Source organism: Mammaliicoccus sp. F-M27 (genome assembly GCF_022387115.1).
In the GTDB taxonomy this organism is placed as follows: domain Bacteria; phylum Bacillota; class Bacilli; order Staphylococcales; family Staphylococcaceae; genus Mammaliicoccus; species Mammaliicoccus vitulinus.
In genome coordinates this window covers 204,879-231,057 of the sequence record NZ_JAJNIE010000001.1, presented here as the reverse complement: position 1 = coordinate 231,057, position 26,179 = coordinate 204,879, and the positions used below count along the sequence as shown (strand labels likewise).

The window sequence follows — 26,179 nt, the reverse complement described above, 5'->3', positions numbered from 1 at the left end:
TTTCCTAATCCTTTTTAAATTCGAAGTGGTCGTAACTGATTGCTGTAGCACGACGACCACGAGGTGTTCTTTCTATAAATCCTTTTTGAATTAAATAAGGTTCGTAAACATCTTCTAACGTTATACGCTCTTCTCCTATAGTCGCAGCTATTGCATCTAATCCAACTGGTCCACCTTTATAATTATTTAATATACAGTGCATAATTTTATAATCTATGTGGTCCAGCCCTTCTTTATCTACTTGTAACAAATCAAGCGCGTGTTTTGTTATATCCATTGATATAGATTGCTTGCCTTCTACTTGAGCAAAATCACGAACTCTACGCAACAACCTGTTTGCAATACGAGGCGTACCTCTACTACGTTTAGATAGTTCATTCGTACTTCTATCATCAATCTCAATATTAAAGACTTCAGCAGTACGTTTAATGATTTCTTTTAAACTTTCATCATCATAATATTCTAATCTCAAATGCACACCGAAACGATCTCTTAAGGGCGCTGATAAACTACCTACTCTAGTAGTTGCGCCTACTAACGTAAATGGCGGTAAATCAATCCTAATACTTCTCGCTTCTTCACCTTTACCAACAACAATATCTAAGAAGAAATCTTCCATTGCCGGATATAACACTTCTTCAACCACTCTACTGAGACGATGTATTTCATCTATAAAAAGTACATCACCAGGTTGTAAAGCAGAAAGTATCGCCGCTAAATCACCTGGTCTTTCAATAGAAGGGCCACTTGCTGTACGCAAGTTAACGTCCATCTCGTTTGAAATAATATGTGCTAAAGTGGTTTTACCAAGCCCTGGAGGACCATAAAGTAAACAATGGTCTAATGGTTCTTCTCTTAATTTTGCTGCTCTAATAAATATATCTAAGTTAGACTTAATATTATGCTGACCTATATATTGGTTTAAAGTGTCAGGTCTTAATGACAATTCACTTTGAATATCTTCATCATGCTCATGTTCATCCATTAATCGCTCATCCAAAAAATCACCTCATTTACTGAATAAGTAATGCTAAACCTCTTTTAACACATGCATCAACTGTATCAAACGATTCTTTTTCTAACCCTTTTTTAACTCTGCTTATTTCGCGCTTAGAATATCCTAAAGCTTCTAATGCTAGTAAAGCTTCATCTAACAAATCATAATCTGACTGATTACTTTCAGGGAATAACTCTGACTCTTCAGTTATAATTAATTTCCCTTTTAAATCTAATATGATTTGTCTTGCAGTTTTTTTACCAATACCAGGAAACTTCGTTAAATAAGCTTCATTTTCATTTTCAATAGCAATTGCCACTTCATTTGGCGTGCTAGAAGCTAAAATAGCTAAAGCTGATTTAGGTCCTATTCCAGTAACTTTGATTAAGCTTAAAAACATATCTTTTTCTTCAAGATTGACGAAGCCATACAATAATTGTGCGTCTTCACGAACAATTAATTGTGTATAAACTTGTGTTTCTTGTTCCAATTGTGACTGGAAACGATAAGAGTTTGGTGTTTGAATTTCATAACCAATACCATTTGCTTCTACAACAATATGGGATGGATATAACTGTGAAACTTTACCTTTAATATATGCATACATTTAAATAACTTCCTTTACATACTCATTCCGATGATTTCTACTTCATCTACATACGGGCTTTCTTTTATTGCATCCATTAATTCTTCTAACGATAATTCAATATTTGTAGCATTTAATGAAATTGTAATAGTAGCTCTATCTTTCATTGGTAAACTTTGATGAATCGTCAGAACAGAACCATTAACTTCAGCTATTTTATTCAAGACAGTCGCCAGCATACCAACTTCATCTTGTACGTATAAAATCAAAGTTAAATTTCTTGTTTGTTCTTCCAGTCTATCAATCGGGAATATTGTATCTTTATATTTATAAAACGCACTTCTTGATAAATTAAATTCTTTAACTGCATCATAAATTGTAAGATTGTTATTTTTTAATAAAGCATTTTTAACTTTAATTGTTTTTTGAACAGATTCTGGTAAAACATCTTCTCTAATTAAATAAAACCTTTTTGTTGATTCATTTGATTTTTTCAATTGGAACACGCCCTATTCGACAAATTCAAATTCTCCACCTAATATTCTTACGATATCTCCATTTGAAGCGCCACGTTCTCTTAATGCATCATCTATACCCATTGAACGCATTTGTCTCGCAAACCTTCTTACAGCTGAATCTTGGTTAAAGTCGGTCATCTTGAATAATCTCTCTATAGAGTTACCAGACACAACATACGCACCATCGTCATCTCTTGTAATAACAAAATGATCTCTTGATTTTTCATGTTTATAAACAACTCTATGAACGCCTGTTTCTTCTTCAACACTGTCAAAGTCCATGCCTTCAGTTTCATCTAATAAATCTGCAATTTCATACAGTAACTGATCAACATTTTTTCTCGTAACAGTACTTATCGGAATGATTTTGACTTCCTCTTCTAATTGCTCTTTAAACATGTCTAATTGTGTCTCTGAATCTGGTAAATCCATTTTATTAGCCACTACTATTTGTGGTCTTCTAGAAAGATTTTCGTTATAAGATTTTAATTCTCGATTAATTGTAACATAATCATCGTATGGATCTCTTCCTTCCATACCACTCATATCAATTATATGAACGATGACTCTTGTTCTTTCGACATGTCTTAAAAATTGGTGTCCTAGTCCAACACCTTCTGATGCACCTTCAATTAAACCAGGTAAATCTGCCATTACAAATCCTCTACCATCATTTGTTTGAACGACACCTAAATTAGGTTTAATTGTTGTGAAATGATATGCACCAATTTTCGGTTTTGCTTTTGACACAATAGATAGTAATGTTGATTTACCAACACTTGGATAACCTACAAGTCCTACATCTGCCATTAGTTTAAGTTCTAATACGACATCCAGCTCTTCGCCTGGTTCACCATTTTCACAAAAATCTGGCGCAGGGTTACTTGCAGAAGCAAATCTAGAATTTCCTCTACCTCCGCGTCCACCTTTAGCGACTGTAGCACGTTGACCATGTTCAACTAAGTCTGCTATAACTTCTTCATTTTCTGAATTTTTAACAATTGTACCAGGTGGTACTTTTAATACTAAGTCGTCTGAACCGCGACCGTGCATGTTACTACTTTGGCCATTTCCGCCTTTTTCCGCTTTAAATTTACTTTGAAATCTAAAGTCTAACAACGTACGTAAACCTTCATCTACTTCAAATATAACAGACGCACCTTTACCTCCATCGCCTCCAGCTGGACCACCAAATGGAACATACTTTTCACGACGAAACGCAACGATACCGTTACCACCATCACCAGCTTTTAACGAAACCTTGACCTGATCTATAAACATGTTTACACCTCTAATTCATTTATATTAATAAAAAATTCTATTTCTTTGTCATTATCGTCTTCTGATAAAATCTCTACATTATACTCAGAAAACATAATTTTTAATTGTTCATCATTTAAATTCATTTCATTAAGAAATATATTTAAAATAACAAATTCTTTTTCAACTGTTAAGCGCAAGCCTAACTGAATATCATCACATTGCTCTTTAATGACACTTTTTAAAGTTTGATAAATATCCAACATTACACTATCTGATAATTCTAGATTCTTTTGATAATATTTGTCATATGAGCATTCAATTTCAAATGTCCATTTAGAGCCTGACGTAGATATTTTGTGTTCAAATACTTCTTGAACAAATTTTCTACAAGGTGCATTTAAAAACAACTGTTCTTGCTTTAGATTATTGTACAATTCATCAAGTAATGAATTAACTTCATCGTCTTTGCCTAATTGTTTATATGTATATAACAACTGGAATTGATTCACAAAATCATGTCTAGACTTTAAATACACATCTAAATTGTTCATTTTACCACCCATATTATCAATATTCATAAAATACATTATAACATTTTCGCTATACGATTAAAAAAAGAAACACCAGAAAAAAATTCTGGTGTCTCAATATAGTGATTATTCAGCAGCTGCGTATACAGATACTTTCTTTTTGTCACGACCAAAACGTTCGAATTTAACAACGCCGTCGATTTTAGCGAATAATGTATCGTCTCCGCCACGACCTACGTTTTCACCAGCGAAAACTTTAGTTCCACGTTGACGATATAAGATAGAACCACCTGTAACGTATTGACCGTCAGCACGTTTAGCACCTAAACGTTTTGATTCAGAGTCACGTCCGTTTCTTGTAGAACCTACCCCTTTTTTCGATGCGAAAAATTGTAAGTTTAATTTTAACATGAGTTACACCTCACTTGTAATTTAGTTTAATATATTGCCCATATTCTTCTTCGATTGTTTTCAAAGAAATGATGAGGCCTTGTAATAATGTTTGTGCTTGTTCATTTTCTAAGTTTACACTACGTATATGAAAATATCCACCGTCGTCACTGTAATCTATATCAGGTGTTTCATCAGTTAAGCCAATGATTGCATTTGTAGCACCAAAGACTACTGCTGAAGCTCCGGCACAGACTAAGTCTTTGCCATATTCACCTGAATCGGCATGCCCAGACATCTCAACATCTGTAACTTGCCCTTCTTGATTCAAACTAATATCTACATTAATCATTGCTTACGCGTTGATTTTTTCGATAGTTAATTTAGTGTAAGGTTGACGATGACCTTGTTTACGTTTGTAGTTTTTCTTAGCTTTGTATTTGAATACAGTGATTTTTTTACCGCGTCCTTGTTTTTCAACTTTAGCAGTAACTGAAGCACCTTCAACAACAGGTGATCCAACTTTAACTGAGTCTCCACCTACAAATAATACTTGGTCAAAAGTGAATGAATCACCTTCATTTACGTCTAATTTCTCAACCCAAATTGTTTGACCTTCTTCTACTTTAACTTGCTTTCCGCCAGTTTCAATTATAGCAAACATACTTGCACCTCCTAATTTTTTAAGTCACGCCATTTATAGGTGACATTCGTACTTTAAAGACCTATAAGCGAGCGGTTGTATGTAGCTTGAAACTACTCAACTTCAATAGAGTACCACCTACAGCTATTGATGTCAATATTCTCCAACTAATTTGTATTTCTTTCTAATAATTTAAGTATAAAAGGAAAGATTATGATTAAACATATTAAATTAAAAATAACAGTTGGTATAAATCTAAACAGAATGATCTGACCAATATTTAAAGACGTAATACCTAAAAATCCATAAAAGACCATTACCCATATTTCTAACAATACAACTGAAGATATTAAAAGTATAACCATCATTAATATGTCTCTATAAAATACTTTAAATAATTTATCCATCATAATCACAAAAATAGCATAACCGAAAGTATACACGCCATAAATGCCACCGAAATAAATATCTGTAAAAATACCTGTAACTATTGCTAATATAATGGCTACTTTAGGATTTTTGTATACTGCAATGATTAATAAATATAAAAATGTTAATCTTGGAACGATTATAAAAGTTTCACCAAATAAATGTATAGGTGATAGTCGTGTTAATAAAGAATCTAAATAAAATAATATAACGCCAATTAAAGGAATAACGTAAAATCTCATTATTCCTCACCACTTTCTTCTGAAGAAGGTATTGTTTGAGGATCTCTCTTCGCGACAAATACATGACTGATATCTTTAATATTTGTTGATGTCTTAATAAACGCAACTTTAGACAAACCATATTCATCGTTTTCTACTTTTTCAACTTTCCCTACTAATATACCTTTAGGAAGTTGATCGCCTAAACCGTTTGTAACAACTTTAGACCCTTTTTTAATATTGTACTTATTATCAATATCGCTGATAACAAGTAAATCTTTGTCTTCATCATATCGATTGATCATACCAAAGATATTTTCTTCTTCTTGTTGAATATCGACAGACAGTTTACTTGTTTTTACACTTGTAGATATCAATTCTACTTGTGATGAAAATTGATTAGCTTTTTTTATTCTTCCTACTAAGCCTTCACTCGTAAGAACAGCCATATTTTCTTTCATTCCACTCTTTTTACCTTTATCAATAATAATTGTGTTCATCCATTGATCAGGACTTCTCGCAATAACAGTTGCAGATATTGGATTGAATTGTGAAATATCTTTCATATCTAGCTCTTTTTTCAATGCTTTGTTTTCTTTTTCTAATCGTGCTTTATCTGCTTTAATTTGGTTTGTACTTTTAACTTCTTCTTTTAATTTATCAACATCTTCATCAGATGTGAAAATGTTTGAGAAAAAGTCAGATACAAATGTAACTGGGTATGAAATGACTCTTCCACCAAAGGAAGATGTATCACTCGCATATTGTTCACTAAGCGATGCAGATTGTGCTCTCACTGAATAACCAACTATCACAATTAATAAGACCATAGAAATAAGAAAAAACATCAATTTATTATTTTTTAAAAAATTCGACAATCTAAACACCTCTTAATCTTCAAATGTCTAAATAACAATGATATTACTATTTTAGCTTACACTTCACTTTAAATAAAGTGAGAGACTGCCGAAAAAACAATTTAATATGCAGTTTTTGGTAATAATTTTATATTTGAGTTCATTTCACTTAAATCATTAATTAAATCTTGCTCAGTCTGGTATACATACATCTTAGGTTCACCAAACTTATATAGAATATACTCGGTACCACGTTGCCCTGCTACATAATCCTCATCATACCCCATACGTTCTAATCCTGAAACGTCCATAAACTCACTCTTGTTGATCCATTTAAAAGCCTGTTTAGTTTGGCCTAAAGGCACATTTTGTAACAACGGATTATCTTCTATAGTATAAGTAGAATTTGCACGTTGAGGAGACATTTCTCCAGTCTCTTGATCACTACTATGATCAAAAGGATTCAAATCACTTATAGCAGGAACATTTCTATATACAATTACGATTATAATTACAATAGCTAATAACGCTAATAAATTTCTAATTAATCTGAACAACCATCTCAATATTATAGACACCTCTCATTCATCTATATTATACAAAAATATCATATAAATCATCATCGGGCTTTGGACTGAACTCTTTAATCATTCTGTAGTCTGATGCATTTTTATTCATTGTCCTATATAATTTGTCAAAGAGGTGAAAAAAATGGAATTATTATATATATTCTTAGCTATCTTGTTTTTAATTATCTTTTTCAGATTTTTTGTTGGCTTATTAAGAGTGGTCATAAAGTTAGCCATTATTGCATTAGTCATTTACTTCATTTATCAAGGTTTTCTTTACTTTACGTGATCCAATTAAATAATTTTAATGACAAATAAAAAAGAGCGGACTCATTATTAAATACGAGTTGGCTCTTTTTGTGTTTATTTGTTTAATAGTTTTTTTAATACGAATAAAGTAACTGAAACTAAAACACCCCATACGATTCCTGCACCTATTGACCCGAGTATCACGTTAAATGAAAGTGATGATTCATCATTTGTTAAAGTGAGTAATATTGATGCTAAAAAGACACCGATAATACCTAACACCATAATAATCCCGTAATCTTTTTTAACGATTGCTCTTTTATTTTTTCGTTGAAAAATAGATATAATGAATAATAGTGGTAAAACAACTAAAATAAATGTAATGATTTGCAAACTAAAAACTCCTGACTCATTTTTAATTACATTATAACATTGAATTATTCATTAAAATCATTAATTTCCATGTCTTCACGCATAATAAAGTCATTTTCGAATATGCTGATAAATTCTCCATCACCTATAATGATATGATCAAGTAAATCTATACCCATTAAATCGCAGCAATATAGTATACGTTTAGTTGTTTTAATGTCTTCTAACGAGGGTGTCGGATCTTATCAAGAGTAAATTACTAAAAATCCATTAACATCAATGTTTTTACTTTAAGAACATATATTTAACGTGTTAAATCAAATGAAAAAATACAATGTAATTATTAGATGACAATTGATTACGGTCAGAAGAATGTACCACAAATAAAAAAACTAATTCCTTTTTATTTTATCGAGGAATTAAGCTTTTGACCTGCAACAATCACGCCCAATTTCGGAATATCTATAATATGATTTCGATCTTAAATTATCTACTTTAACTGACGCTACCTGCTCGTTAAAGAAGACCTATTTAAAAAAGTTTATACTGCACCTGCCTTTATTATGTAAGTAAAAGTAGTAAAGCTTTAAATTGGTTTTCAAAAAAGTAGGGTTGATTATTTCTTTTTCATCAATTATTATTGTGTTATTATCACAATATGAGAAAGGAGGCAAAAAGTAATGGGAATTGATTTCATTAATGTCGAGTTTAGAAAGCATGTAAAAGTTTCAGGGGATTTAGGTACAACGGGATCAGTATGTCCTTTTTCACAAAAACAAAAAATGGAAACACTACCGGAAAACTTTTTGCCTCCTTTTATATAATGGGCAAAAATTTATGAATCTATTGCATTTGTAAAAATGCATACGAATGATTAGGCACCGGTTGTTAAACTGGTGCCTTTTTTTTGTTTGATCAGTTCAGTTAGTTTGGAGAACCGAATCTTTAATCATGCTGTAGAAATATGGTGAGTTCGTTGATTTGGTTTTACAATATAAATAGATATGAGGTGAGGTTTATGGTGAAAGCAGTGGATTTAGCCTCCTAAAATCACAATATATTTTAGGAGGAAATAAAATGAAAAAGGATAGTAAATCTAAAGAAATGATTCAATCTGAAAAAAGGGGTTCTACTAGGCTTTTAATGATGGTACTCTCCCTATCTGTACTTGTAGGTGCAATTACGGCTGATTTAGTCAATCCCGTACTTCCACTAATAAGCAAAGATTTAGAAGCTTCGAAATCTCAAGTGAGTTGGATAGTTAGTGGTATTGCACTTGTTCTTGCGATTGGAGTTCCGATTTATGGTCGAATCTCAGACTTTTTTGAGTTACGAAAGCTATATATCTTTGCCATTATGATTCTGGCAAGTGGTAGTCTTTTATGTGCAATTGCCCCGAACCTCCCATTGTTGGTTTTGGGAAGAATGGTTCAGGGTGCTGGGATGTCCGCAATTCCAGTTCTATCAGTCATTGCAATTTCGAAGGTTTTCCCACAAGGAAAACGTGGGGGAGCTTTGGGAATTATCGCAGGAAGTATTGGTGTTGGAACTGCTGCTGGTCCAATATTTGGTGGAGTAGTTGGTCAATATTTAGGGTGGAATGCCTTGTTTTGGTTCACATTTTTGTTAGCCATTATGATTGTTATTGGTGCCTACTACGCGTTACCGACAATTAAACCGGCAGAATCCGTAGGAAGCAATAAGAACTTTGATTTCATTGGTGGTTTATTCCTCGGCCTCACAGTAGGATTACTCCTTTTTGGCATCACTCAAGGAGAAACTTCTGGTTTTTCTTCGTTCTCATCGTTAACTAGCCTAATTGGTTCTGTTGTAGCTTTGGTGGGATTTATTTGGAGAATTGTTACCGCAGAAAATCCATTTGTACCACCTGTCCTGTTCAATAACAAGGATTATGTCAATACGGTCATAATTGCATTTTTTTCGATGTTTGCTTATTTCGCTGTTCTTGTGTTCGTCCCATTACTAGTCATTGAGGTGAATGGACTCTCTTCTGGACAGGCTGGAATGATATTGTTGCCAGGTGGTGTGGCTGTTGCAATCTTATCTCCCTTCGTTGGCCGTCTTTCTGATCGATTTGGGGATAAACGTCTGATAATTACTGGGATGACTCTGATGGGGCTGTCTACCTTATTCTTGTCCACCTATGCATCTGGTGCTTCACCTCTGTTAGTTTCCGTGGGGGTCCTCGGAGTAGGGATTGCTTTTGCATTCACGAATTCTCCCGCAAATAACGCCGCAGTAAGTGCACTCGATGCAGACAAGGTTGGTGTCGGAATGGGGATTTTCCAAGGTGCTTTGTACCTTGGAGCAGGAACTGGAGCAGGTATGATTGGAGCATTATTATCCGCTCGACGTGATGCTACTGAGCCGATAAATCCATTATATATATTGGACGCTATGTCCTACTCAGATGCGTTCCTTGCAGCTACAGGGGCAATACTCATTGCCTTAATAGCTGGATTAGGTTTAAAAAAGCGTGGGTAATAACTTAGTTATGTAAAGATTAGTTATTGTTTAGTTCATCTTCTATAGTTTAAGCTGTAAATAAATAGCTTAGGAATCACGCAAATTTGAATTTCTTAGAATAGAATACTTTTAAGTAACTCAACTTTCGTACACTGTTTTATTGGTGCGAAAGTTGAGTATGTTAAGGATGAAACAATGAAAACATTGGTGATCGTTTCTCACCCAGATATGCCAAATTCTCGAATCAATAAAGTTTGGGTAGAAAAAGCAGCGTCTTATTCAAACGAAATTACCATTCATGATCTTTATAGAGAGTATCCTGATTTTATTATAAATGTAAAAAGAGAGCAGGAATTAGTTGAAAATCATGATAATATTATTTTTCAATTTCCATTATATTGGTATAGTTCTCCTTCATTATTAAAAAAATGGATCGATGAAGTGATTATATATGGATGGGCTTACGGATCAAAGGGTAAAAGAATATTTTATAATCGAAAATTAGGATTAGCTATATCAGCTGGCGTAAAAAAAGGTGAATTTACAAGTATGGGTAAAAACAAGCATACATTAACCCAGATGTTAACACCATTCAAATCTTTATGTGCATAGATTCATGCTGAATATGTACCAGAGTTTGTACTTTACGGTGCTAATTCGGATATGAAGGGCGAAGAGATACAGAAAAGTGCTAATGAGTATTTGCAATATATTAAAAAGTATTATTTAAGAGCATAAAACACTTCTGCGATCATGCCAACAATACTAGAAGAAAGCCCATTTCCCCTTAACACATTTAGGGAAATGGGCTATTGAAGTTATTGAAGGTTTTAGCGATTTCATTTTAGGTAGCCAATTCAAAGTGCCCAATAAATTCCAAGAAACACAAATCTGCTAAAACAGCTTGCCATGTAATTTTTGAACTTGATCCTTTAACCGTTCATTCTCTTCTTCTAACGCCTTTATACGGCTTTTTAAGGTTTTTATTAATACGTCCTCTGAACGAGGGCTTTTACTAGGTTTACGGGGGGTTAACTCACTTATCTGCATCCCTCTTAATGTCTCCACTCTAGTTCTAATATCTTTTTGTTTGTAAAGCCATGACTTTGAAACATTTGCTTTTTGTGCAACGGAATTAAAATTAATCTTCTCTTCTTTCAATGCCATCTCTGAAATTGTCTTTTCAACCCTAATTCTTGTTTTCTCCGACTTGTCTTTAGCTAGCTGAACTATGGCAGTTGTGTTACCTTTTCTAATCATTTTAATTCGTCTCCTTTAACGAATGAATAATCTGTTCTAATCTATTTTTAACACGTTCATTGGTTTCAACCTGACGCTGCCATTGGTTTTGTTTAGCCCTATTTAGTATTTCTTTAGTTCGCTCTAAGTGCTCTTCATGTTCAGTAAGAAATTGTTTACTTGTACAGAAATTCGTACAATCTAAACATGCATTTGCGTGAGGACATGGTCCTGCAATTACTGGTAACCGACAATAGCCATTAGGAAGTGCCTGTGCATTGATATTCTTTTTAAACCATTGAAGATCTGTATTGTCAGCTTCAGTATTTTCCTCACTTAAATCCAGAATGCTACCGTTATTCGTTACTAAGGTTTCCTTAAATTTCGTAAATTCCTTCTTTAGGGTTTCATCAAAAATATGTGCATATCTTGCCGTCATTTCCGGTGATTCGTGACCCAAGAACTTCTGGACAATATGTTGTGGCACTCCGTTATTTATCATTCTAGTGCCAACTGTATGCCGAAAGGCATGAGCATGAAAACGAAAAATTTCTCCGTTGCTGTCCGTTATCTTTTCTTCATAAGCTAGTTCATTTAATTTAACCCTAAAGGTATCTTGTTTCAATGGTGAGCAATCTTTTCGGGGAAACACATATACACATCCATCATCGAGTTCATCAGCCACCCTTTGCTCTTGAACTAATATCAATGCAGCAATTTCTTTAGAAATAGGAATGATATGCTCTTTCTTCATTTTCCACTGATAATACTTTAAAAAGCAATCCCCTTCTTTATCGGTTATGACGCTCCCTTTTTTCAATGTACAAAGTTCACTGATACGCATCCCGCATTCTTGAAGTACCATAACCATTGTAGCAATATAAGGTTCCAATTTATCTAATTTCCCATTTAATTGTTCAAGTATATGTTCATCAATATAACGTGGTAGTGCCTTCGGCACTTTAGGGTAATCTTCTTGAAAGATAAGGATCTTAGAAGGTGTATCCTTCCAGTCATATCTTTGAATTGTAGTAAAAAAAACGTCTAAAGTAGATATTCGTCCAGTTACAGTACTGGGTTTTAAACCTTTTAAATTAATATAATTAAAATATTGCTCAATTTCATTTCTAGTTAATTGATGAATCCTTTGTATACCTTCACAATTTTTGTTCATGAAATTAAAAAATTCTTTTAATTTTGAAGCTATATCTACTACGTGAGAAAAGCTAGCTGTGTTTAACATTAGTTTACAATATCGCTTAACTATTTCTTTAAAATAATTATTCTTAAAACCCTTAAAGTTGATCGTATATTCGTAGGATGTTGGGTTTACCTTATCTTCCGGTAATGATAATTTTCTTCGATTCCAAACATCTTTTTCCCATTCTTCCCCATCAAAATAGAAGTCCTCATAGAATTCCATAAACTGCTTAAGATGAGTAACGTAATAGGAATTCGCATGTACAGTAACTTTCTGCTGATTTACATCAAGTTTGTAATTAGTAGTCGTAGTTTTTACTTTTTGTTCTGTTAAGTAGGTCCGGTATTCTGTCAAAGCTTTTTTTATAGGCACTTCGGTTATCGATGTAATATTAGGATATTTTAAATTTAAAAATCCCATCATCCGGCTTATCACTGTTCCCTTTCTAATCCAAACGGATTTTGCATTCCAAGCTCCATTATTCAAGTGAAGGTAATAAAAATATTTTAATTCTGTTTTCAACCAGACATTTTCCACCTTATCGAAATTTACCCAACGATTTCTTAGTGACGGATTCTTACTTAACTCAATTGCACTAGGATGCGGACAAATTCTTATATCCCATCTATCTGCTGCCCAATAACCTTTTAAAACACTTGTCATATTAGCTATTTTTTTATTAATCTCTGTACTAGCGATAAGCTTTCGATTAGTTGCTACACTTGGAAATTTCATTGTCATGTTTCTCTCCCTTGAAGATACTTTTTATATTCATTCTTCATATCTTGATCAGAAAGATGAACATACGTATCAAGTGTTGTTTGTACATGGGCATGCCCTAATCTTTTTTGTACATATGCAGCATCCCATCCACTTCTAATAAGCTCTGTGGCATGCGTATGACGTAATATATGGGCAGTGAAAGTAATCCCTGTCCGTTTTCCTAGTCTTCTTATTAAGTCTAATACACTTTGATATTTTAGAGGGTGGCCAAAATAAGAATCTTTAAGATTAATAAATATATAATCATGATCTAAATCTTCCCCATATTCATGTACTAAGTAATCGGTATATAATGCCATTAATTCCTTACTTACATCAATAGTTCTTTCTTTTTTAAGTTTAATATAAGCTCCATTTTCATTATGATCTCTTGGCCTGATGTTAATCTGGTTATCCCATGTTGAAATATCTTCAATACGAAGGGATAATGCTTCTCCTATCCGAAGTCCCCCTTCATACATAAGCATAATAAGTAACTTATCTCTTTTGGTATGACATGCCTCAATTATTGCTTTGACTTGTCCATGTTCTAATACTTGTACAAGTTTCTTTTTGACCCTAAGCTTTAAAATATTTTTTTTATAGGATCTACCTTTAGAAATATGGTGAAGAAACCCCTTAAAGTTTCTTCCTCTTGCTTCTTTAGACATATCTATAGCTTTAAAATTTTCTGTGCGATTTAAATACTCTAAGAAACTAGTTACAGCGTTAAGTATGGAATTAACTGATGTTTCCTCTCTTTTAGCCTTCTTTGGTTGTATATCTATTACCTTTAAATGCCCTGCTGGATTTCTTAACCATCCTACAAAGTTTGCTAAATCCTCAAATTGTAAATCTCCTAATTCGATTCTACTTTGGCTCATAAATTCATAAAACAGCTTGAGATGATAACAATATGTTTTAATGGTATTTGGAGCTTTGCCCGTATTATCCAAGTACTTTATAAATCGCTTAACCGGTTCTATCACTTCAAATTCTTTATCTAGCAGTATGTATAACGGATATGATTTTTCCTCCACAATTACTTTCTGAACCTTCATCTTTCCACCACCTTTAAATACTTTAACTACTATTAATAATACCCTTATATATTTAATAGTTAAAGCACTGTAATTAAAAAATCCTAAACTTCGAGTACTTAGAGTACTCTAGTTTAGGATACTATGTTTAACGGATCTCCACTAGGATGGTTATGTGCAATTACAATTGATGCAGCAGAATGTTTTATAGCTTCCCTTAATAAATCTCTCGGATGAACAACGGCCATGTTTAAGGATCCTATAAAAATAGATTGTTCATGGATAATTTGATTTTTAGTATTTAGTAGCAAGGCAACAAAATGTTCTTGCTTTAAATACCTTAACTTCTCCATTAAGTAATTTGCTACATCTTGTGGTTCGTTAATTTCTACTTTATCCAACACTGTATTGCTATGCATTCTTTTTGCTAATTCTATAACAGCTAAAATTGTAATGGCTTTAGATTCCCCTATGCCATTAACTGTTAATAATTCTGGTAACGTAAGATGCCTTAATTCTCTCGTATTTTCTACTAAATTCAATACTTTGTTTGCACATTCTAAACTCGAATATTGTTTACTCCCAGAATTGATGATTATGGCCAACAATTCTCTATTTGTTAATTTGTCTGGACCGTAGGATTTTAATCTTTCCCTAGGCTTATCCTCATGTTGTAAATCTTTAATTTTAATGACCATATGACCCTCCTAAAAAGTAATAATTAAGTTGATGATTAAATATTAAAACAAGCAGTATTGCAATCGTGATAAACGGTACTAATGGAACTTTTTTGAATTGTTTTTTACTTACACACATATAAATTAAAACGAATATACCCGCTATAATAAATGTAAACATAAACGTTAATAAAAATTGTGAGCTGGATAGTAAAAAGCTCAAAAGTCCAAAAAGTTTAATATCACCATAGCCAATCCCACCGTTTGAAACAAAATACAAACAGTTCAGTAAAAGGATAATAAAAATTGAAACTGATATATGACGGATAGAAATATCAAAAAGTACAAAAGTTGTTATAACCATCACAACCAAAATGTGATTTGGAATAGTAAAATGGCAAGCATCGTATATAGACAAAGGGACTAGAAAAATCAGTAAGTAATAAAATAAAAGGGTATCAAAAGACGCATCACATGATAAGGGAATTAAAAAGAGTAACCCGAGGAGGAGTTCGCACAAGAATAACTCAAATGGAATTGTAGATTTACAAAATCGACATTTACCTCTTAAATATAAATAACTAACTATCGGTACGAGGTCTTTCACTAAAATATTGTTATGACAGCATTCACATTTAGAACGGCTGTAGAACATTTTAAAGTTAATGTTTGACGTAGAGACGAGTTGATACATATAACTAGCGAGTATAGCTCCTAATAAAAAGAATAAAAACATTCGCTCATTCTCCTTTTTTGATATATATAAATATACCAAAACATTAAGTTAAACATATAATTCTATATTTTAAAGATATGATTGCAATTCATACTAAATTTATTCATCATCATAAAAAAACTTGAAAAACCCCTTTTAGTTAAAGGGATTTTTCAAGTTTTGTAATATTTATAAATTTTAATAACCTAATCCTAATGCAATAAACATACCTACCACACATATAACAACCCATAGAACTAACAATTTCCATATAAACTTAACCCATTTAGTATAAGGTATTCCAGCAACAGCTAATCCACCCATTAACGAAGCTGATGTTGGGAATATACTGTTGCTCACTGCATCTCCATATTGAAAGGCAAGGACGGCCATTTGTCTGTTAATACTTAACAAGTCAGATATAGGTACCATCAGTGGCATTGTAGTCATTGCTTGTCCAGATCCTGATGGGATAAAGAAATTCAAAATCATTTGAATGATAAACATCATACCAACCGTAACACCTGTTGGCAGATCTTGAATGACGTTAGTTAAATAATAAACGATTGTATCGATAATTTTACCGTTTTCTAACACGACAACTATAGCTTTAGCAAAACCAACAATTAATGCTCCAAACAGAATTGATTTCATACCTTCGACTAATGCATCAAAAGTTCCATTAAACCCTAGTCCACCAATAAATCCAGCTAATAATCCTGCTAATAAGAAATTAGCGCTCATTTCATTAAATGACCAACCGAATGTAAAAATACCAAAAACATTAAAACAGATCGCACTCACTAATAAAATTAAACAGAACAACTGTCGCTTAGTAAATCTACCTATCTCAGATTGGTTCTCAGTTTGATGCTGCTCTTCTTGCTCTAAATCGTAAACTAAACTTTTTGTTGGATTTTTCTTTACTTTTCTACCGTACATCATTACATATGCAATACCAACAATCAACACACAAATATAGATAATCGTTCTAAATTCCCACCCAGAAAACAATGGTATTTCAGCGATCTTTTGAGCTACACCTACTGTAAACGGGTTGAGCATGCCTCCTAGAAATCCAGCCGCCGCACCCATTATAACCATTGCCGCACCGGTCATTGCATCATAGCCAAGTGCTCTTGCAATCGCAATACCTATTGGAACAAATATAATCGTTTCTTCTGCTAATCCAATAGAAAAACCGAGTAATGAGAAGATAAACATTGTAAAAGGTATCATCAGTTTTCCATTTTTCCCTAACTTGTTCATCGCAGCATTGACACCCGTCGTTATTGCGCCAGTCTTATGTATAATACCGAAAGCGCCACCTACAAGAAATATGTAAAATATAATATCGGCCCCACTAATTAAACCTTCAGGAATCGCTCTAAATATTTCTAGAAATCCAGATGGTTCACTCTTCACTAAATGGTAAGTACCTGATACAACTTCTTCGCGATCATTTACAGTCTTACGGTCAAATTCACCTGATGGTATAACGTATGTCAGCAAACAACTAATCGCAATAATAAATAGTAAAATGGCATATGTATGAGGATTTTTAAATTGGATTTTGCGCTTCACATTTTCTTTCATAATAATCTCCCCTTTAAGAATATGTATTACTCATACCCTATTATTCAGAATATAATGAATATTTTATACAAAAAAAAGCTAACGACAATGATTATATTGTCGTTAGCTTTAATTTATTATAAGTTGGAATTTATATCCCATATTTTTATAATTGGATGAGGTTGGGGTCTGAATGTTGCTTGTTTAGTCAGTCTTGCAACTTACAGTGCTTCTATGTTGCTTGTTTAGTCAGTCTTGCAACTTACAGTGCTTCTATGTTGCTTGTTTAGTCAGTCTTGCAACTTACAGCATATACTTAAAAGAACAAACGAAAAAATATAAGAAAAATGAATACTTATAACGATTTTGTAAAGTGCTGACGCCCGGGGGAATAGTATGAGAGAGAGACTACAGGCTCGAACCATACCCCCAGGCAAGCATGCACTTTCAAAATCGTAGATTTTATAAAAAAATACAACTCATTTCTAACTGAATAAATCAGTGAAATGAGTTGTTATTTATTTTGAGTTGAGATACATATCCCAGTCTCTATAAATTATATGTTATTTAATGAATAATTTTCTTGCTTCGCTTATAAAATACAAACTACCAGTTATGACAAGTAATTCTCCATCATACTCTTCTATAAAGTCATTGTAATGCTCTACTTTTTCGATATGTTTATGTTCTAAATGTTCATAAACGGTATCAATTGGCAATGCTTTAGGAAAATCAAATGTTGTAACATAGAACCTATTTGCTATTTCTTCTAAACGATTCATCATTTTACCAATTGGTTTTCCATCAATCGCAGCGAACAATACATCAATTTTCTCGTCAGAATAATACTGATTTAAAGTATCAACTAATGCATCGATGCTTTCTTTATTGTGAGCACCATCAACCAATACGAGTGGTTCGTCTTTAACTTTTTCGATACGTCCTGACCATTTCGTATTTTCGATAGCATCAATCATCTTATTAAAATCTAGTTGAATGATACCTCTTTGATACATTTCGATAAGAGTTGTTATAGCTAGCGCTGCATTCTCATGTTGATGTTGACCTAACATTTTTAATTGAATGTTTTCTAGCTCATAGCTTTCATATCTGTAAGTGAACTCTGTTTCATCAGAAAGCACATGAACATCTCTATCTAATTCTAGGCCTTTATTATGATGACTTTCCACAACTTCTCGTACAAAATGAAGGGCATCTTTTGGTTTAATGGCATAAACTAAAGGTACACTAGGTTTAATCACACCGGCTTTTTCTCTTGCGATATCCATGTAAGTGTCGCCTAATATATTTGTATGGTCTAACCCAATACTCGTTAATACAGTCATAATAGGTTGAAATACATTTGTCGAGTCATTAAGAGCCCCTAAGCCCGCTTCAACAATCACAAAATCAACTGGGTGTATTGTACCAAAGTAAACAAACATCATAAGTGTGATAATTTCAAATTCAGTAGCAGGACCTAAATCTGTTTCAGCTTCAAGCCTTTCAGATATAGGTTTCACTATTTGAACTAAGTCCACTAAGTCATCATTAGTTATCGGCACACCGTTAATACTGATTCTTTCATTGAAAGTAACAATATACGGTGATGTAAATGTGCCGACTTCATAATTATTTGCTACTAAGGCATCTCTTAAATAACTAACAGTTGAACCTTTACCATTTGTACCAACTACGTGCACGCCGTGTATCTTTTCTTCTGGGTGGTCTAAATTACTTAGCATCCATTTCATTCTTTTAACGCCTGGTTTAATGCCGAATTTAGTACGTTCGTGTATCCAATGTAAACTATCTAAATAATTCATAAGCCTTCCTAGCCTTTCAATTGTTCAATTCTAGCTAAAACACCGTCGTATTTTTCTTGATAATTAACTTTTTTATCTTTCTCTTCGTTAATAATCTTTTCAGGTGCATTAGCAACGAATTTCTCATTGCTCAATTTTTTATTAACACGATCTAATTCTTTTTGCCATTTTTCAAGTTCTTGTCCTAAACGTTCTATTTCTTTATCCATATCGATTAAACCTTCTAGCGGTAATACAACTGTTGCACCAAATACAACTTCCGTCATAGCTTTTTCAGGAATTTCTATAGAAGTGTCGATGATCAACTCACTTGGATTACAGAAACGCATTAAATAATCTTTGTTATCTATAAGTTGTGCTTTCACTTTTTCGTCTTTTGCTTCGATATGAATTGGTACTTCTTTAGACATTGGTGTGTTTACTTCACGTCTAGCTTGTCTAACTGACTTAATAATTTCAACTAATAGTTGCATTGAAACTTTACTGTTTTCGTTAGACAATTCTGGCTTAACTTCTGGCCATGAAGCTTGAATGATTGTTTCACCTTGATGAGGTAAAGCTTGCCAAATATGTTCTGTTACAAATGGCATTAATGGGTGTAACATTCTCATTGTTTGATCTAATGTATAAGCTAATACTGAACGCGTCATTTGCTTCTTAGCTTCGTCTTCACCGCTCATAGGTATTTTACTCATTTCAATATACCAATCACAGAATTCATCCCAAATAAAGTTATATAGCACGCGGCCAACTTCACCAAATTCATATTTATCACTCAAGTCTGTTACATTCGCTATCGTTTCATTTAAACGTGTTAAAATCCATTCATCAGCAACAGATTTTTCTCCTGATAAATCAATATCTTCAAATTTAAATGACTCGCCGATATTCATGATACTAAATCTAGAAGCATTCCAAATCTTATTGATAAAGTTCCATACAGCTTCAACTTTTTCTGTTGAATAACGTAAGTCATGTCCTGGTGATGAACCAGTAGCTAAGAAATATCTCAAGCTATCCGCACCATACTCTTCGATAACATCCATTGGGTCAACACCATTACCTAGTGATTTACTCATTTTACGGCCATCTTCAGCTCTAACTAAACCGTGTAATAACACATCGTTAAATGGTTTTTGTCCAGTAAATTCTAGTCCTTGGAATATCATTCTTGATACCCAGAAGAAAATAATGTCATAACCTGTCACTAATGAATTAGTTGGATAATAACGTTTAAAGTCTTCGTTGTTTTCATCTGGCCATCCTAATGTAGAAAACGGCCATAATGCAGAACTAAACCAAGTATCTAGTACGTCTTCATCTTGAGTCCAATTTTCAATATCTGAAGGTGGTTCTTCTCCTACGTAAGTTTCACCCGTTTCATTATGATACCATGCTGGTATTTGATGTCCCCACCATAGTTGGCGAGAAATAGTCCAGTCACGAATGTTTTCCATCCATCTATTAAATGTACCTTCAAAACGATCTGGAACAAAATTAATGCGTCCATCAGTCTCTTGGTTATCTAAAGCTTGTTTTGCTAATGGTTCCATTTTCACAAACCATTGTGTAGATAAATACGGCTCAACTACAGCACCACTGCGCTCAGAATGACCAACTGAATGCTCATGGTCTTCTATTTTAATCAATTCACCAGTAGCTTTTAAATCTTCTACTAATTGTTTACGACATTCAAAACGATCTAAACCATTATATTTACCAGCAAGTTCATTCATTGTGCCGTCTTCATTCATAACATTGATTTTTTCAAGTTGGTGTCTTTCACCGATTTCAAAGTCATTAGGGTCATGAGCAGGTGTTACTTTCATTGCCCCACTACCAAATTCAATATCAACATATTCATCGCCGATAATAGGAAGTTCACGACCAATTATAGGTAAAATAACTGATTTACCGATTAAGTGTTTGTAACGATCATCGTTAGGATTAACAACAATTGCTGTATCTCCTAGCATCGTTTCAGGACGTGTCGTCGCAATTTCAATTGCACCTTCTCCTTCTTTAAAAGGATACTTAATATGATAAAAATGTCCTGCTATATCTTCATGGATTACTTCTATATCAGAAATAGCTGTTTTTGTTTGTGGATCCCAGTTGATAATTCTTTCACCACGATAGATAAGACCTTTATTATACATATCAACAAACACTTTTTTAACTGCTTGTGATAGTCCTTCATCTAAAGTGAAACGTTCACGACTATAGTCTAATCCTAAACCTAATTTAGCCCACTGTGCACGAATAAAATCTGCATATTCTTCTTTCCATGACCAAGCTTGTTCAAGAAACTTTTCTCTACCTAAGTCATGTCTCGTTAAGCCTTGTTCTCTTAATTTTCCTTCTACTTTAGCTTGCGTTGCAATACCAGCATGGTCCATACCAGGTAAATACAATGTGTCGTACCCTTGCATTCTCTTCATTCTAGTTAAAATATCTTGTAAAGTTGTATCCCAAGCATGACCTAAATGTAGCTTACCCGTTACATTTGGCGGTGGAATGACAATAGTGTATGTCTCTTTGTCTTTATTTTCACTTGGTTTAAAATAATCTTTATCTAGCCAATGTTGATAACGGCCTTCTTCAACCTCTTTTGGGTTATATTTAGGTTCCATTTCCATTAATAATCACTCCTCTTTAAAATATAAAAAACCCGTCCTATAAATATAGGACGGGTTAAACCGTGGTACCACCTAAATTCAATATAATTTCTTATATTGCACTTTAACGATTATCGCTCGCACACGCATTAACCTACTTAGTTTCAATTAACGTTCAAATTAAGGCTACCTTCAATCATCATTAATATGCATTCACACCGACCATGCACTCTCTGTTAATAATTAATGATTTACTCTTCCTTGTTAAATATTTAATTACTTTAATAATATAAGCACTTTCTATATAAGTCAATATTGATTCATCTTAATTCCTGTATTTCTTAGATCGAGATGTTAAGAAAATCTTTATTAACGGTGCAACAAATAATAATATAAAGAATATCCTAAATATATGATAACTTGAAATCATTGCAACATCTCCCCCGGTTTCAAGGGCAACAACTATAATTTGTGCCATGCCACCAGGTGCAGCACTTAAAAACAAATCATTAATATTTTCATCCATAAAAAGATCAAATATAAATACAAGTAAAAATGCGCCAATAATTAATGACACATTTTGAAATGCTATTGCAAACACTGTCTTTTTAGTTAGATTATTGATTAAATCAGATATTTGAACACCTATTCTTATCCCAAATAACACTTGAGCAATAACGATTAATGGATAATCTAAAGCAAAAACTTGCTCGGTGTATAAATTCCAAATAAGAAGCACAAGAATAGGTGCCAGTAAATGTGGAACAGGAAATTTTATTTTGTAAAATATTAAAAAGAGAATCGCTATTCCTATTATTAAAGTGATATATCCTGTTAGATCTAACACTGTAAATATTGAAGGTGCTGAGTCCGCATGTCTTAAGCTATCGCCATGACTACCAAATATTGAAGAAATAATAGGAACAAGTATTACAACAAACATAATTCGCGATGTTTGCGTAAGTGTAACGATAAGTAAGTCTGCTTTTTTGTTCTCTTCAGCCATAACGACCATTTGACTTAAAGCACCTGGAATGGCACTTAACAATGCTGTTTCAAATGTTACATTGGCTATTTTTTTAAAGACGATTGATATAATTAAAGCGAGTAATAAAATCAATACGGTCATTAATACAATTTGTAGCCATTCATCTTTCACATCATGAAGTACATCACGTGTGAAAGTCGAGCCCATTTGAACACCAAGAATGAGCAATCCTATATTACCTAGCCAATTTGGCCATTTAATCGAACGTTTCAATAGTTTTATAACGATAATACTCGCGAATATTGGACCAAACAACCAAGGTAAAATCATATGAATACTTTGGAGTAAATAACCCAGTATTATAGCTAACAAACTTACGATTATAATGTTCCACTTATTACTATTCATTAATTAACACCTCATGTGAAATTAAAATATTTTAAAAATATAAATTGAGGCATCTTTTATGATTTTGTAATTCTAGCAAGCGCAGTATCAAACGCTTGAATTGTTTTTTCTATATCTTCTTTAGTATGAGCAGTAGATAAGAAAGTTCCTTCGAATTGAGATGGTGGCAAGAATACGCCTTCTTGAGCCATTTCTCTATACATGTTGCTAAATAATTCTAAATCTGATGCATTAGCTTCATCAAAGTTTGTTACTGGCCCTTCATTTAAGAAGTATCCAATCATTGAGCCAGCACGATTTACCGTAATTGGCACTTCATGTTTAGCAAAAACTTCTTTAAGACCATTTTCAAGTAAATCTCCTAATTCATTGAAATAACGATAGCTATCTTCTGTTAATTCATTTAATGTTGCATAACCGCTCGTCATAGCTAATGGATTACCTGACAATGTACCAGCTTGATAAACATTTCCTACTGGTGCTATTTCTTCCATGATATCTCTTCTACCACCAAATGCACCGACTGGTAATCCACCACCAATTACTTTACCTAAACAAGTTAAGTCTGGTGTAACGCCGTAATAACCTTGTGCACAGTTATATCCAACTCTAAATCCAGTCATAACTTCATCAAATATTAAGACTGAGCCATATTCTGTTGTAATTTCACGTAGTCCTTCTAAAAATCCTTCTACTGGCGGTACTACACCCATATTACCTGCAACAGGTTCAACGATAACCCCTGCAATATCATCACCGAAGTGTTCGAATGCAACTTTTACTGCATCAATATCATTATAAGGAACGGTTATAGTATTTTTAGCAGTTCCTTCAGGTACTCCTGGAGAGTCAGGTAAACCTAAAGTTGCTACACCTGAACCTGCTTTAATAAGTAATGAATCACTGTGTCCGTGATAGCAACCTTCAAATTTCAAAATTTTATTTCGACCAGTAAAACCTCTTGAAAGACGTAAAGCTGCTAATGTTGCTTCCGTACCTGAAGAAACCATTCTTACCATTTCAATAGATGGTACACGGTCAATTACAAGCTGAGCCATTTTATTTTCAAGTTCTGTTGAAGCGCCAAATGAAGATCCTTTATCTACCGCTTCATGTAATGCAGCTTTAACTTTTTCATGTGTATGGCCTAAAATTAAAGGTCCCCAACTTAATACATAATCTATATACTCATTACCATCTACATCATAAATTTTTGATCCTTTACCGTGATCCATAAAGATTGGTGGCGTATCTACTGATTTAAATGCACGAACCGGACTATTGACGCCACCTGGCATTAAATCTACTGCTTCTTTATATGCATCTATCGATTGTTCATATCTCATATTAATATTCTCCTCCATCTAGATATTTACATATATCTTTTGCGAAATAAGTTATAATCATGTCTGCTCCAGCACGTTTCATTGATATCATTTGTTCCATAACGATTTTCTCTTCATCAATCCAACCGTTTAATGCTGCAGCTTTTGTCATGCTGTATTCACCACTTACGTTGTATGCAACAATAGGCAAGTCAGAACGATTACGTACATCTCTTATAATATCTAAATAACTTAAAGCTGGCTTAACAATCATCATGTCACAACCTTCTTTAATGTCACTTTCTAGTTCTCTAAATGCTTCTAAACGGTTGCTTGGATCCATTTGATATGTTTTGCGGTCACCGAATGAAGGCGCGCCATCAGCTGCTTCTCTAAATGGACCGTAAAAGCTAGATGCATATTTGATACCGTAGCTCATAATAGGGATATTTATAAATCCAGCTTGATCTAATCCTTCTCTAATCTCAGCTACAAATCCGTCCATCATATTACTTGGCGCAATGATATCTGCTCCTGCTTTCGCTTGTGAAACTGCAGTTTTAACAAGTAATTCTAATGATTTATCATTATCTACATCGTTTGTTTCTTCATCTATAACACCGCAATGTCCGTGATCAGTGTATTCACAAAGACACGTATCTGCTACAACTAATAAATCTGGGAATTTACTTTTAGATAGTCGAGTTGCTTTTTGAATAATGCCATCATCAATAAATGCACCCGTACCACATGCATCTTTCTCATTAGGTATACCAAAGAACATAACACCTCTAACACCTAAATCATAAGCTTCTTTCAGTTCTTCTTCTAAAAGATTTAAACTTAATTGATATATACCAGGCATTGATGTAATTTCATTCTTAATGTTGTCTTCTTCGATTACGAATATTGGATAAATTAAATCAGATTTATGGACATATGTTTCTTTCACCATATTTCTCATTACTTGTGATGATCTAAGTCTTCTGTGTCTATCAAATTTCATAATTCTACCTCTTTCAAAATTGTATTTATCATACCTTCCAAAGTGTATTCTGATGCTATTTTAGAAGGTTGATGATATGTATTTAATTTTCGTTGTGTAATTTCTCCAATTGCATAAACCTTTACTGCATCGTTGATTACTTTATGTTTGTCAAAATAACTTGATACTGCTGATGAACTTGAAAAAGTAACGTGTGTCACTTCATTATTTTTAATAAGTTCGTGAACTTTATTAACATTTTCGGTATTTGTCACAGGTTCGTAGATGTGCAACCTTTGTACTTGATTACTCCATTCAGATAATTGCGTCGTTAATTTATCTCTCGCAAGTTTACTACATGGAATCAATACAGATTGATTGTATAGTTTATTTTTAAATTCATCTATTAAACCTTCTTGTGTGTATGATTCCGGCATTGTATCAACTGTAATATTCAGCTTCTCAGCCATCTTTTTAGTTTTAGATCCAATGACTGCAATATGATTCACACGAATACTCGCTAAATACGGTTCGAAAATTTTAATAGCATTAACAGACGTAAAAATAAGCCAATCATAGTGGGGTTTTAAACAAGACTGCTCAAATTGGATAGGAACAATATCTATAAATGGATAATGTCGAATCTCTACATCTTCGCGTTGAACAGTTCTTGTACTTGTAACCACTATAATCGGCTTCATTTTAACGA

The 26,179-nt window shown here is 33.3% G+C and carries 28 protein-coding genes, 1 pseudogene and 2 other annotated features; of the genes and pseudogenes, 4 read left to right on the top strand and 25 right to left on the bottom strand.

The annotated features are described in order from the left end of the window. Positions 1-4: 4 nt before the first annotated feature. The 11 genes from ruvB to LQ598_RS01215 all read right to left on the bottom strand — a co-directional run bounded on the left by ruvB (position 5) and on the right by LQ598_RS01215 (position 7,012). On the bottom strand, positions 5-985 hold the full coding sequence (ruvB, locus tag LQ598_RS01265) for a Holliday junction branch migration DNA helicase RuvB (RefSeq protein WP_371868264.1): 981 nt from the start codon (positions 983-985) through the stop codon (positions 5-7). 28 nt (positions 986-1,013) lie between these two features. Continuing rightward, positions 1,014-1,604: a Holliday junction branch migration protein RuvA gene (ruvA, locus tag LQ598_RS01260; protein ID WP_016911523.1), complete on the bottom strand. Its 591-nt coding sequence runs from the start codon at positions 1,602-1,604 to the stop codon at positions 1,014-1,016. Between the two features lie 14 nt (positions 1,605-1,618). Beyond that, the gene (locus LQ598_RS01255) at positions 1,619-2,080 is read right to left on the bottom strand and encodes an ACT domain-containing protein (RefSeq protein ID WP_016911522.1); all 462 of its coding nucleotides are present in this window, start codon (positions 2,078-2,080) and stop codon (positions 1,619-1,621) included. Positions 2,081-2,092: 12 nt separating this feature from the next. Then, positions 2,093-3,382: a GTPase ObgE gene (gene obgE, locus LQ598_RS01250; RefSeq protein ID WP_016911521.1), complete on the bottom strand. Its 1,290-nt coding sequence runs from the start codon at positions 3,380-3,382 to the stop codon at positions 2,093-2,095. 2 nt (positions 3,383-3,384) lie between these two features. Beyond that, positions 3,385-3,942, bottom strand: a complete 558-nt coding sequence (locus LQ598_RS01245; RefSeq protein ID WP_239745121.1) for a Spo0B domain-containing protein — start codon at positions 3,940-3,942, stop codon at positions 3,385-3,387. Positions 3,943-4,020: 78 nt separating this feature from the next. Beyond that, positions 4,021-4,305 (bottom strand): 50S ribosomal protein L27, encoded by a 285-nt coding sequence (gene rpmA / locus LQ598_RS01240; protein WP_016911519.1) that lies wholly within the window; start codon positions 4,303-4,305, stop codon positions 4,021-4,023. Between the two features lie 10 nt (positions 4,306-4,315). Beyond that, positions 4,316-4,636, bottom strand: a complete 321-nt coding sequence (locus tag LQ598_RS01235; protein WP_016911518.1) for a ribosomal-processing cysteine protease Prp — start codon at positions 4,634-4,636, stop codon at positions 4,316-4,318. 3 nt (positions 4,637-4,639) lie between these two features. After that, positions 4,640-4,948: a 50S ribosomal protein L21 gene (gene rplU, locus LQ598_RS01230; protein WP_016911517.1), complete on the bottom strand. Its 309-nt coding sequence runs from the start codon at positions 4,946-4,948 to the stop codon at positions 4,640-4,642. A 12-nt stretch (positions 4,949-4,960) separates the two neighbouring features. After that, positions 4,961-5,035 (bottom strand) — a sequence feature (ribosomal protein L21 leader region). Positions 5,036-5,094: 59 nt separating this feature from the next. Beyond that, positions 5,095-5,598: a rod shape-determining protein MreD gene (gene mreD / locus LQ598_RS01225; RefSeq protein ID WP_016911516.1), complete on the bottom strand. Its 504-nt coding sequence runs from the start codon at positions 5,596-5,598 to the stop codon at positions 5,095-5,097. Then, positions 5,598-6,455: a rod shape-determining protein MreC gene (mreC, locus tag LQ598_RS01220; protein WP_016911515.1), complete on the bottom strand. Its 858-nt coding sequence runs from the start codon at positions 6,453-6,455 to the stop codon at positions 5,598-5,600. Before mreC ends, mreD begins: the two co-directional genes overlap by 1 nt. 101 nt (positions 6,456-6,556) lie before the next feature. Next, positions 6,557-7,012, bottom strand: coding sequence for a DUF4930 family protein (locus LQ598_RS01215; protein ID WP_239745120.1), 456 nt, complete (start codon positions 7,010-7,012; stop codon positions 6,557-6,559). Between the two features lie 133 nt (positions 7,013-7,145). On the opposite strand from LQ598_RS01215, the gene LQ598_RS01210 reads away from it, so the two are divergent. After that, complete coding sequence (locus LQ598_RS01210) at positions 7,146-7,292, top strand: hypothetical protein (RefSeq protein WP_016911513.1); 147 nt, start codon at positions 7,146-7,148, stop codon at positions 7,290-7,292. A gap of 74 nt (positions 7,293-7,366) precedes the next feature. On the opposite strand, the gene LQ598_RS01205 is transcribed toward LQ598_RS01210, so the two are convergent. Further along, the gene (locus LQ598_RS01205) at positions 7,367-7,645 is read right to left on the bottom strand and encodes a hypothetical protein (RefSeq protein WP_103323231.1); all 279 of its coding nucleotides are present in this window, start codon (positions 7,643-7,645) and stop codon (positions 7,367-7,369) included. A gap of 44 nt (positions 7,646-7,689) precedes the next feature. Next, positions 7,690-7,854, bottom strand: a pseudogene (locus tag LQ598_RS01200) (JAB domain-containing protein); the annotation flags it as partial. A 450-nt stretch (positions 7,855-8,304) separates the two neighbouring features. Between LQ598_RS01200 and LQ598_RS01195 the strand changes: the two are divergent. From LQ598_RS01195 to LQ598_RS01185, 3 genes are all read left to right on the top strand, one after another. Next, on the top strand, positions 8,305-8,448 hold the full coding sequence (locus tag LQ598_RS01195; RefSeq protein ID WP_002360221.1) for a hypothetical protein: 144 nt from the start codon (positions 8,305-8,307) through the stop codon (positions 8,446-8,448). 253 nt (positions 8,449-8,701) lie between these two features. After that, positions 8,702-10,129, top strand: a complete 1,428-nt coding sequence (fexA, locus tag LQ598_RS01190) for a chloramphenicol/florfenicol efflux MFS transporter FexA (RefSeq protein WP_031795084.1) — start codon at positions 8,702-8,704, stop codon at positions 10,127-10,129. Positions 10,130-10,306: 177 nt separating this feature from the next. Further along, on the top strand, positions 10,307-10,723 hold the full coding sequence (locus LQ598_RS01185; protein ID WP_000855243.1) for an NAD(P)H-dependent oxidoreductase: 417 nt from the start codon (positions 10,307-10,309) through the stop codon (positions 10,721-10,723). Between the two features lie 282 nt (positions 10,724-11,005). Here the strand turns inward: LQ598_RS01185 and LQ598_RS01180 are convergent, their stop codons facing one another. The 12 genes from LQ598_RS01180 to LQ598_RS01125 form a co-directional block, all read right to left on the bottom strand. Then, positions 11,006-11,371: a DUF6262 family protein gene (locus tag LQ598_RS01180; protein ID WP_000619629.1), complete on the bottom strand. Its 366-nt coding sequence runs from the start codon at positions 11,369-11,371 to the stop codon at positions 11,006-11,008. A gap of 1 nt (position 11,372) precedes the next feature. Further along, a complete protein-coding gene (locus LQ598_RS01175; protein ID WP_029658482.1) occupies positions 11,373-13,286 on the bottom strand; it encodes a tyrosine-type recombinase/integrase in 1,914 nt (637 codons plus the stop codon). Positions 13,287-13,288: 2 nt separating this feature from the next. After that, positions 13,289-14,374 (bottom strand): tyrosine-type recombinase/integrase, encoded by a 1,086-nt coding sequence (locus LQ598_RS01170; RefSeq protein ID WP_000867971.1) that lies wholly within the window; start codon positions 14,372-14,374, stop codon positions 13,289-13,291. Between the two features lie 113 nt (positions 14,375-14,487). Further along, positions 14,488-15,051 carry a RadC family protein gene (gene radC, locus LQ598_RS01165; RefSeq protein WP_239745118.1) on the bottom strand — a complete coding sequence of 188 codons (564 nt, stop codon included), beginning with the start codon at positions 15,049-15,051 and terminating at the stop codon, positions 14,488-14,490. Then, positions 15,041-15,766, bottom strand: a complete 726-nt coding sequence (locus tag LQ598_RS01160) for a prepilin peptidase (RefSeq protein WP_107556786.1) — start codon at positions 15,764-15,766, stop codon at positions 15,041-15,043. Before LQ598_RS01160 ends, radC begins: the two co-directional genes overlap by 11 nt. A gap of 177 nt (positions 15,767-15,943) precedes the next feature. Then, positions 15,944-17,341: a YfcC family protein gene (locus LQ598_RS01155; RefSeq protein ID WP_239745117.1), complete on the bottom strand. Its 1,398-nt coding sequence runs from the start codon at positions 17,339-17,341 to the stop codon at positions 15,944-15,946. 542 nt (positions 17,342-17,883) lie between these two features. Continuing rightward, positions 17,884-19,146, bottom strand: a complete 1,263-nt coding sequence (locus LQ598_RS01150; RefSeq protein WP_107556784.1) for a bifunctional folylpolyglutamate synthase/dihydrofolate synthase — start codon at positions 19,144-19,146, stop codon at positions 17,884-17,886. An 8-nt stretch (positions 19,147-19,154) separates the two neighbouring features. Then, a complete protein-coding gene (locus LQ598_RS01145; RefSeq protein WP_107537363.1) occupies positions 19,155-21,785 on the bottom strand; it encodes a valine--tRNA ligase in 2,631 nt (876 codons plus the stop codon). 43 nt (positions 21,786-21,828) lie between these two features. Next, positions 21,829-22,041, bottom strand: a binding site (T-box leader). A gap of 48 nt (positions 22,042-22,089) precedes the next feature. Continuing rightward, positions 22,090-23,160, bottom strand: coding sequence for an AbrB family transcriptional regulator (locus LQ598_RS01140; protein ID WP_107559256.1), 1,071 nt, complete (start codon positions 23,158-23,160; stop codon positions 22,090-22,092). Positions 23,161-23,216: 56 nt separating this feature from the next. Then, positions 23,217-24,506: a glutamate-1-semialdehyde 2,1-aminomutase gene (gene hemL / locus LQ598_RS01135; RefSeq protein WP_107536682.1), complete on the bottom strand. Its 1,290-nt coding sequence runs from the start codon at positions 24,504-24,506 to the stop codon at positions 23,217-23,219. Between the two features lies 1 nt (position 24,507). After that, a complete protein-coding gene (gene hemB / locus LQ598_RS01130; RefSeq protein ID WP_016910896.1) occupies positions 24,508-25,491 on the bottom strand; it encodes a porphobilinogen synthase in 984 nt (327 codons plus the stop codon). Further along, positions 25,488-26,171: a uroporphyrinogen-III synthase gene (locus LQ598_RS01125; RefSeq protein ID WP_107536683.1), complete on the bottom strand. Its 684-nt coding sequence runs from the start codon at positions 26,169-26,171 to the stop codon at positions 25,488-25,490. The genes hemB and LQ598_RS01125 overlap by 4 nt, the downstream gene beginning before the upstream one ends. Between the last annotated feature and the right edge of the window lie 8 nt (positions 26,172-26,179).

What these genes read in the sequence shown, in the direction of transcription:
- LQ598_RS01185 (WP_000855243.1), top strand. Translation starts at nt 10,307, where the DNA reads ATGAAAACATTGGTGATCGTTTCTCACCCAGATATGCCAAATTCTCGA.
- LQ598_RS01245 (WP_239745121.1), bottom strand. Translation starts at nt 3,942, where the DNA reads ATGAATATTGATAATATGGGTGGTAAAATGAACAATTTAGATGTGTAT.
- ruvA (WP_016911523.1), bottom strand. Translation starts at nt 1,604, where the DNA reads ATGTATGCATATATTAAAGGTAAAGTTTCACAGTTATATCCATCCCAT.
- hemB (WP_016910896.1), bottom strand. Translation starts at nt 25,491, where the DNA reads ATGAAATTTGATAGACACAGAAGACTTAGATCATCACAAGTAATGAGA.
- mreD (WP_016911516.1), bottom strand. Translation starts at nt 5,598, where the DNA reads ATGAGATTTTACGTTATTCCTTTAATTGGCGTTATATTATTTTATTTA.
- radC (WP_239745118.1), bottom strand. Translation starts at nt 15,051, where the DNA reads ATGGTCATTAAAATTAAAGATTTACAACATGAGGATAAGCCTAGGGAA.
- LQ598_RS01125 (WP_107536683.1), bottom strand. Translation starts at nt 26,171, where the DNA reads ATGAAGCCGATTATAGTGGTTACAAGTACAAGAACTGTTCAACGCGAA.
- LQ598_RS01160 (WP_107556786.1), bottom strand. Translation starts at nt 15,766, where the DNA reads ATGTTTTTATTCTTTTTATTAGGAGCTATACTCGCTAGTTATATGTAT.
- fexA (WP_031795084.1), top strand. Translation starts at nt 8,702, where the DNA reads ATGAAAAAGGATAGTAAATCTAAAGAAATGATTCAATCTGAAAAAAGG.
- ruvB (WP_371868264.1), bottom strand. Translation starts at nt 985, where the DNA reads ATGGATGAACATGAGCATGATGAAGATATTCAAAGTGAATTGTCATTA.
- LQ598_RS01195 (WP_002360221.1), top strand. Translation starts at nt 8,305, where the DNA reads ATGGGAATTGATTTCATTAATGTCGAGTTTAGAAAGCATGTAAAAGTT.
- LQ598_RS01140 (WP_107559256.1), bottom strand. Translation starts at nt 23,160, where the DNA reads ATGAATAGTAATAAGTGGAACATTATAATCGTAAGTTTGTTAGCTATA.
- LQ598_RS01235 (WP_016911518.1), bottom strand. Translation starts at nt 4,636, where the DNA reads ATGATTAATGTAGATATTAGTTTGAATCAAGAAGGGCAAGTTACAGAT.
- LQ598_RS01175 (WP_029658482.1), bottom strand. Translation starts at nt 13,286, where the DNA reads ATGAAATTTCCAAGTGTAGCAACTAATCGAAAGCTTATCGCTAGTACA.
- rpmA (WP_016911519.1), bottom strand. Translation starts at nt 4,305, where the DNA reads ATGTTAAAATTAAACTTACAATTTTTCGCATCGAAAAAAGGGGTAGGT.
- LQ598_RS01155 (WP_239745117.1), bottom strand. Translation starts at nt 17,341, where the DNA reads ATGAAAGAAAATGTGAAGCGCAAAATCCAATTTAAAAATCCTCATACA.
- LQ598_RS01150 (WP_107556784.1), bottom strand. Translation starts at nt 19,146, where the DNA reads ATGAATTATTTAGATAGTTTACATTGGATACACGAACGTACTAAATTC.
- LQ598_RS01145 (WP_107537363.1), bottom strand. Translation starts at nt 21,785, where the DNA reads ATGGAAATGGAACCTAAATATAACCCAAAAGAGGTTGAAGAAGGCCGT.
- rplU (WP_016911517.1), bottom strand. Translation starts at nt 4,948, where the DNA reads ATGTTTGCTATAATTGAAACTGGCGGAAAGCAAGTTAAAGTAGAAGAA.
- obgE (WP_016911521.1), bottom strand. Translation starts at nt 3,382, where the DNA reads ATGTTTATAGATCAGGTCAAGGTTTCGTTAAAAGCTGGTGATGGTGGT.
- LQ598_RS01170 (WP_000867971.1), bottom strand. Translation starts at nt 14,374, where the DNA reads ATGAAGGTTCAGAAAGTAATTGTGGAGGAAAAATCATATCCGTTATAC.
- LQ598_RS01210 (WP_016911513.1), top strand. Translation starts at nt 7,146, where the DNA reads ATGGAATTATTATATATATTCTTAGCTATCTTGTTTTTAATTATCTTT.
- LQ598_RS01180 (WP_000619629.1), bottom strand. Translation starts at nt 11,371, where the DNA reads ATGATTAGAAAAGGTAACACAACTGCCATAGTTCAGCTAGCTAAAGAC.
- hemL (WP_107536682.1), bottom strand. Translation starts at nt 24,506, where the DNA reads ATGAGATATGAACAATCGATAGATGCATATAAAGAAGCAGTAGATTTA.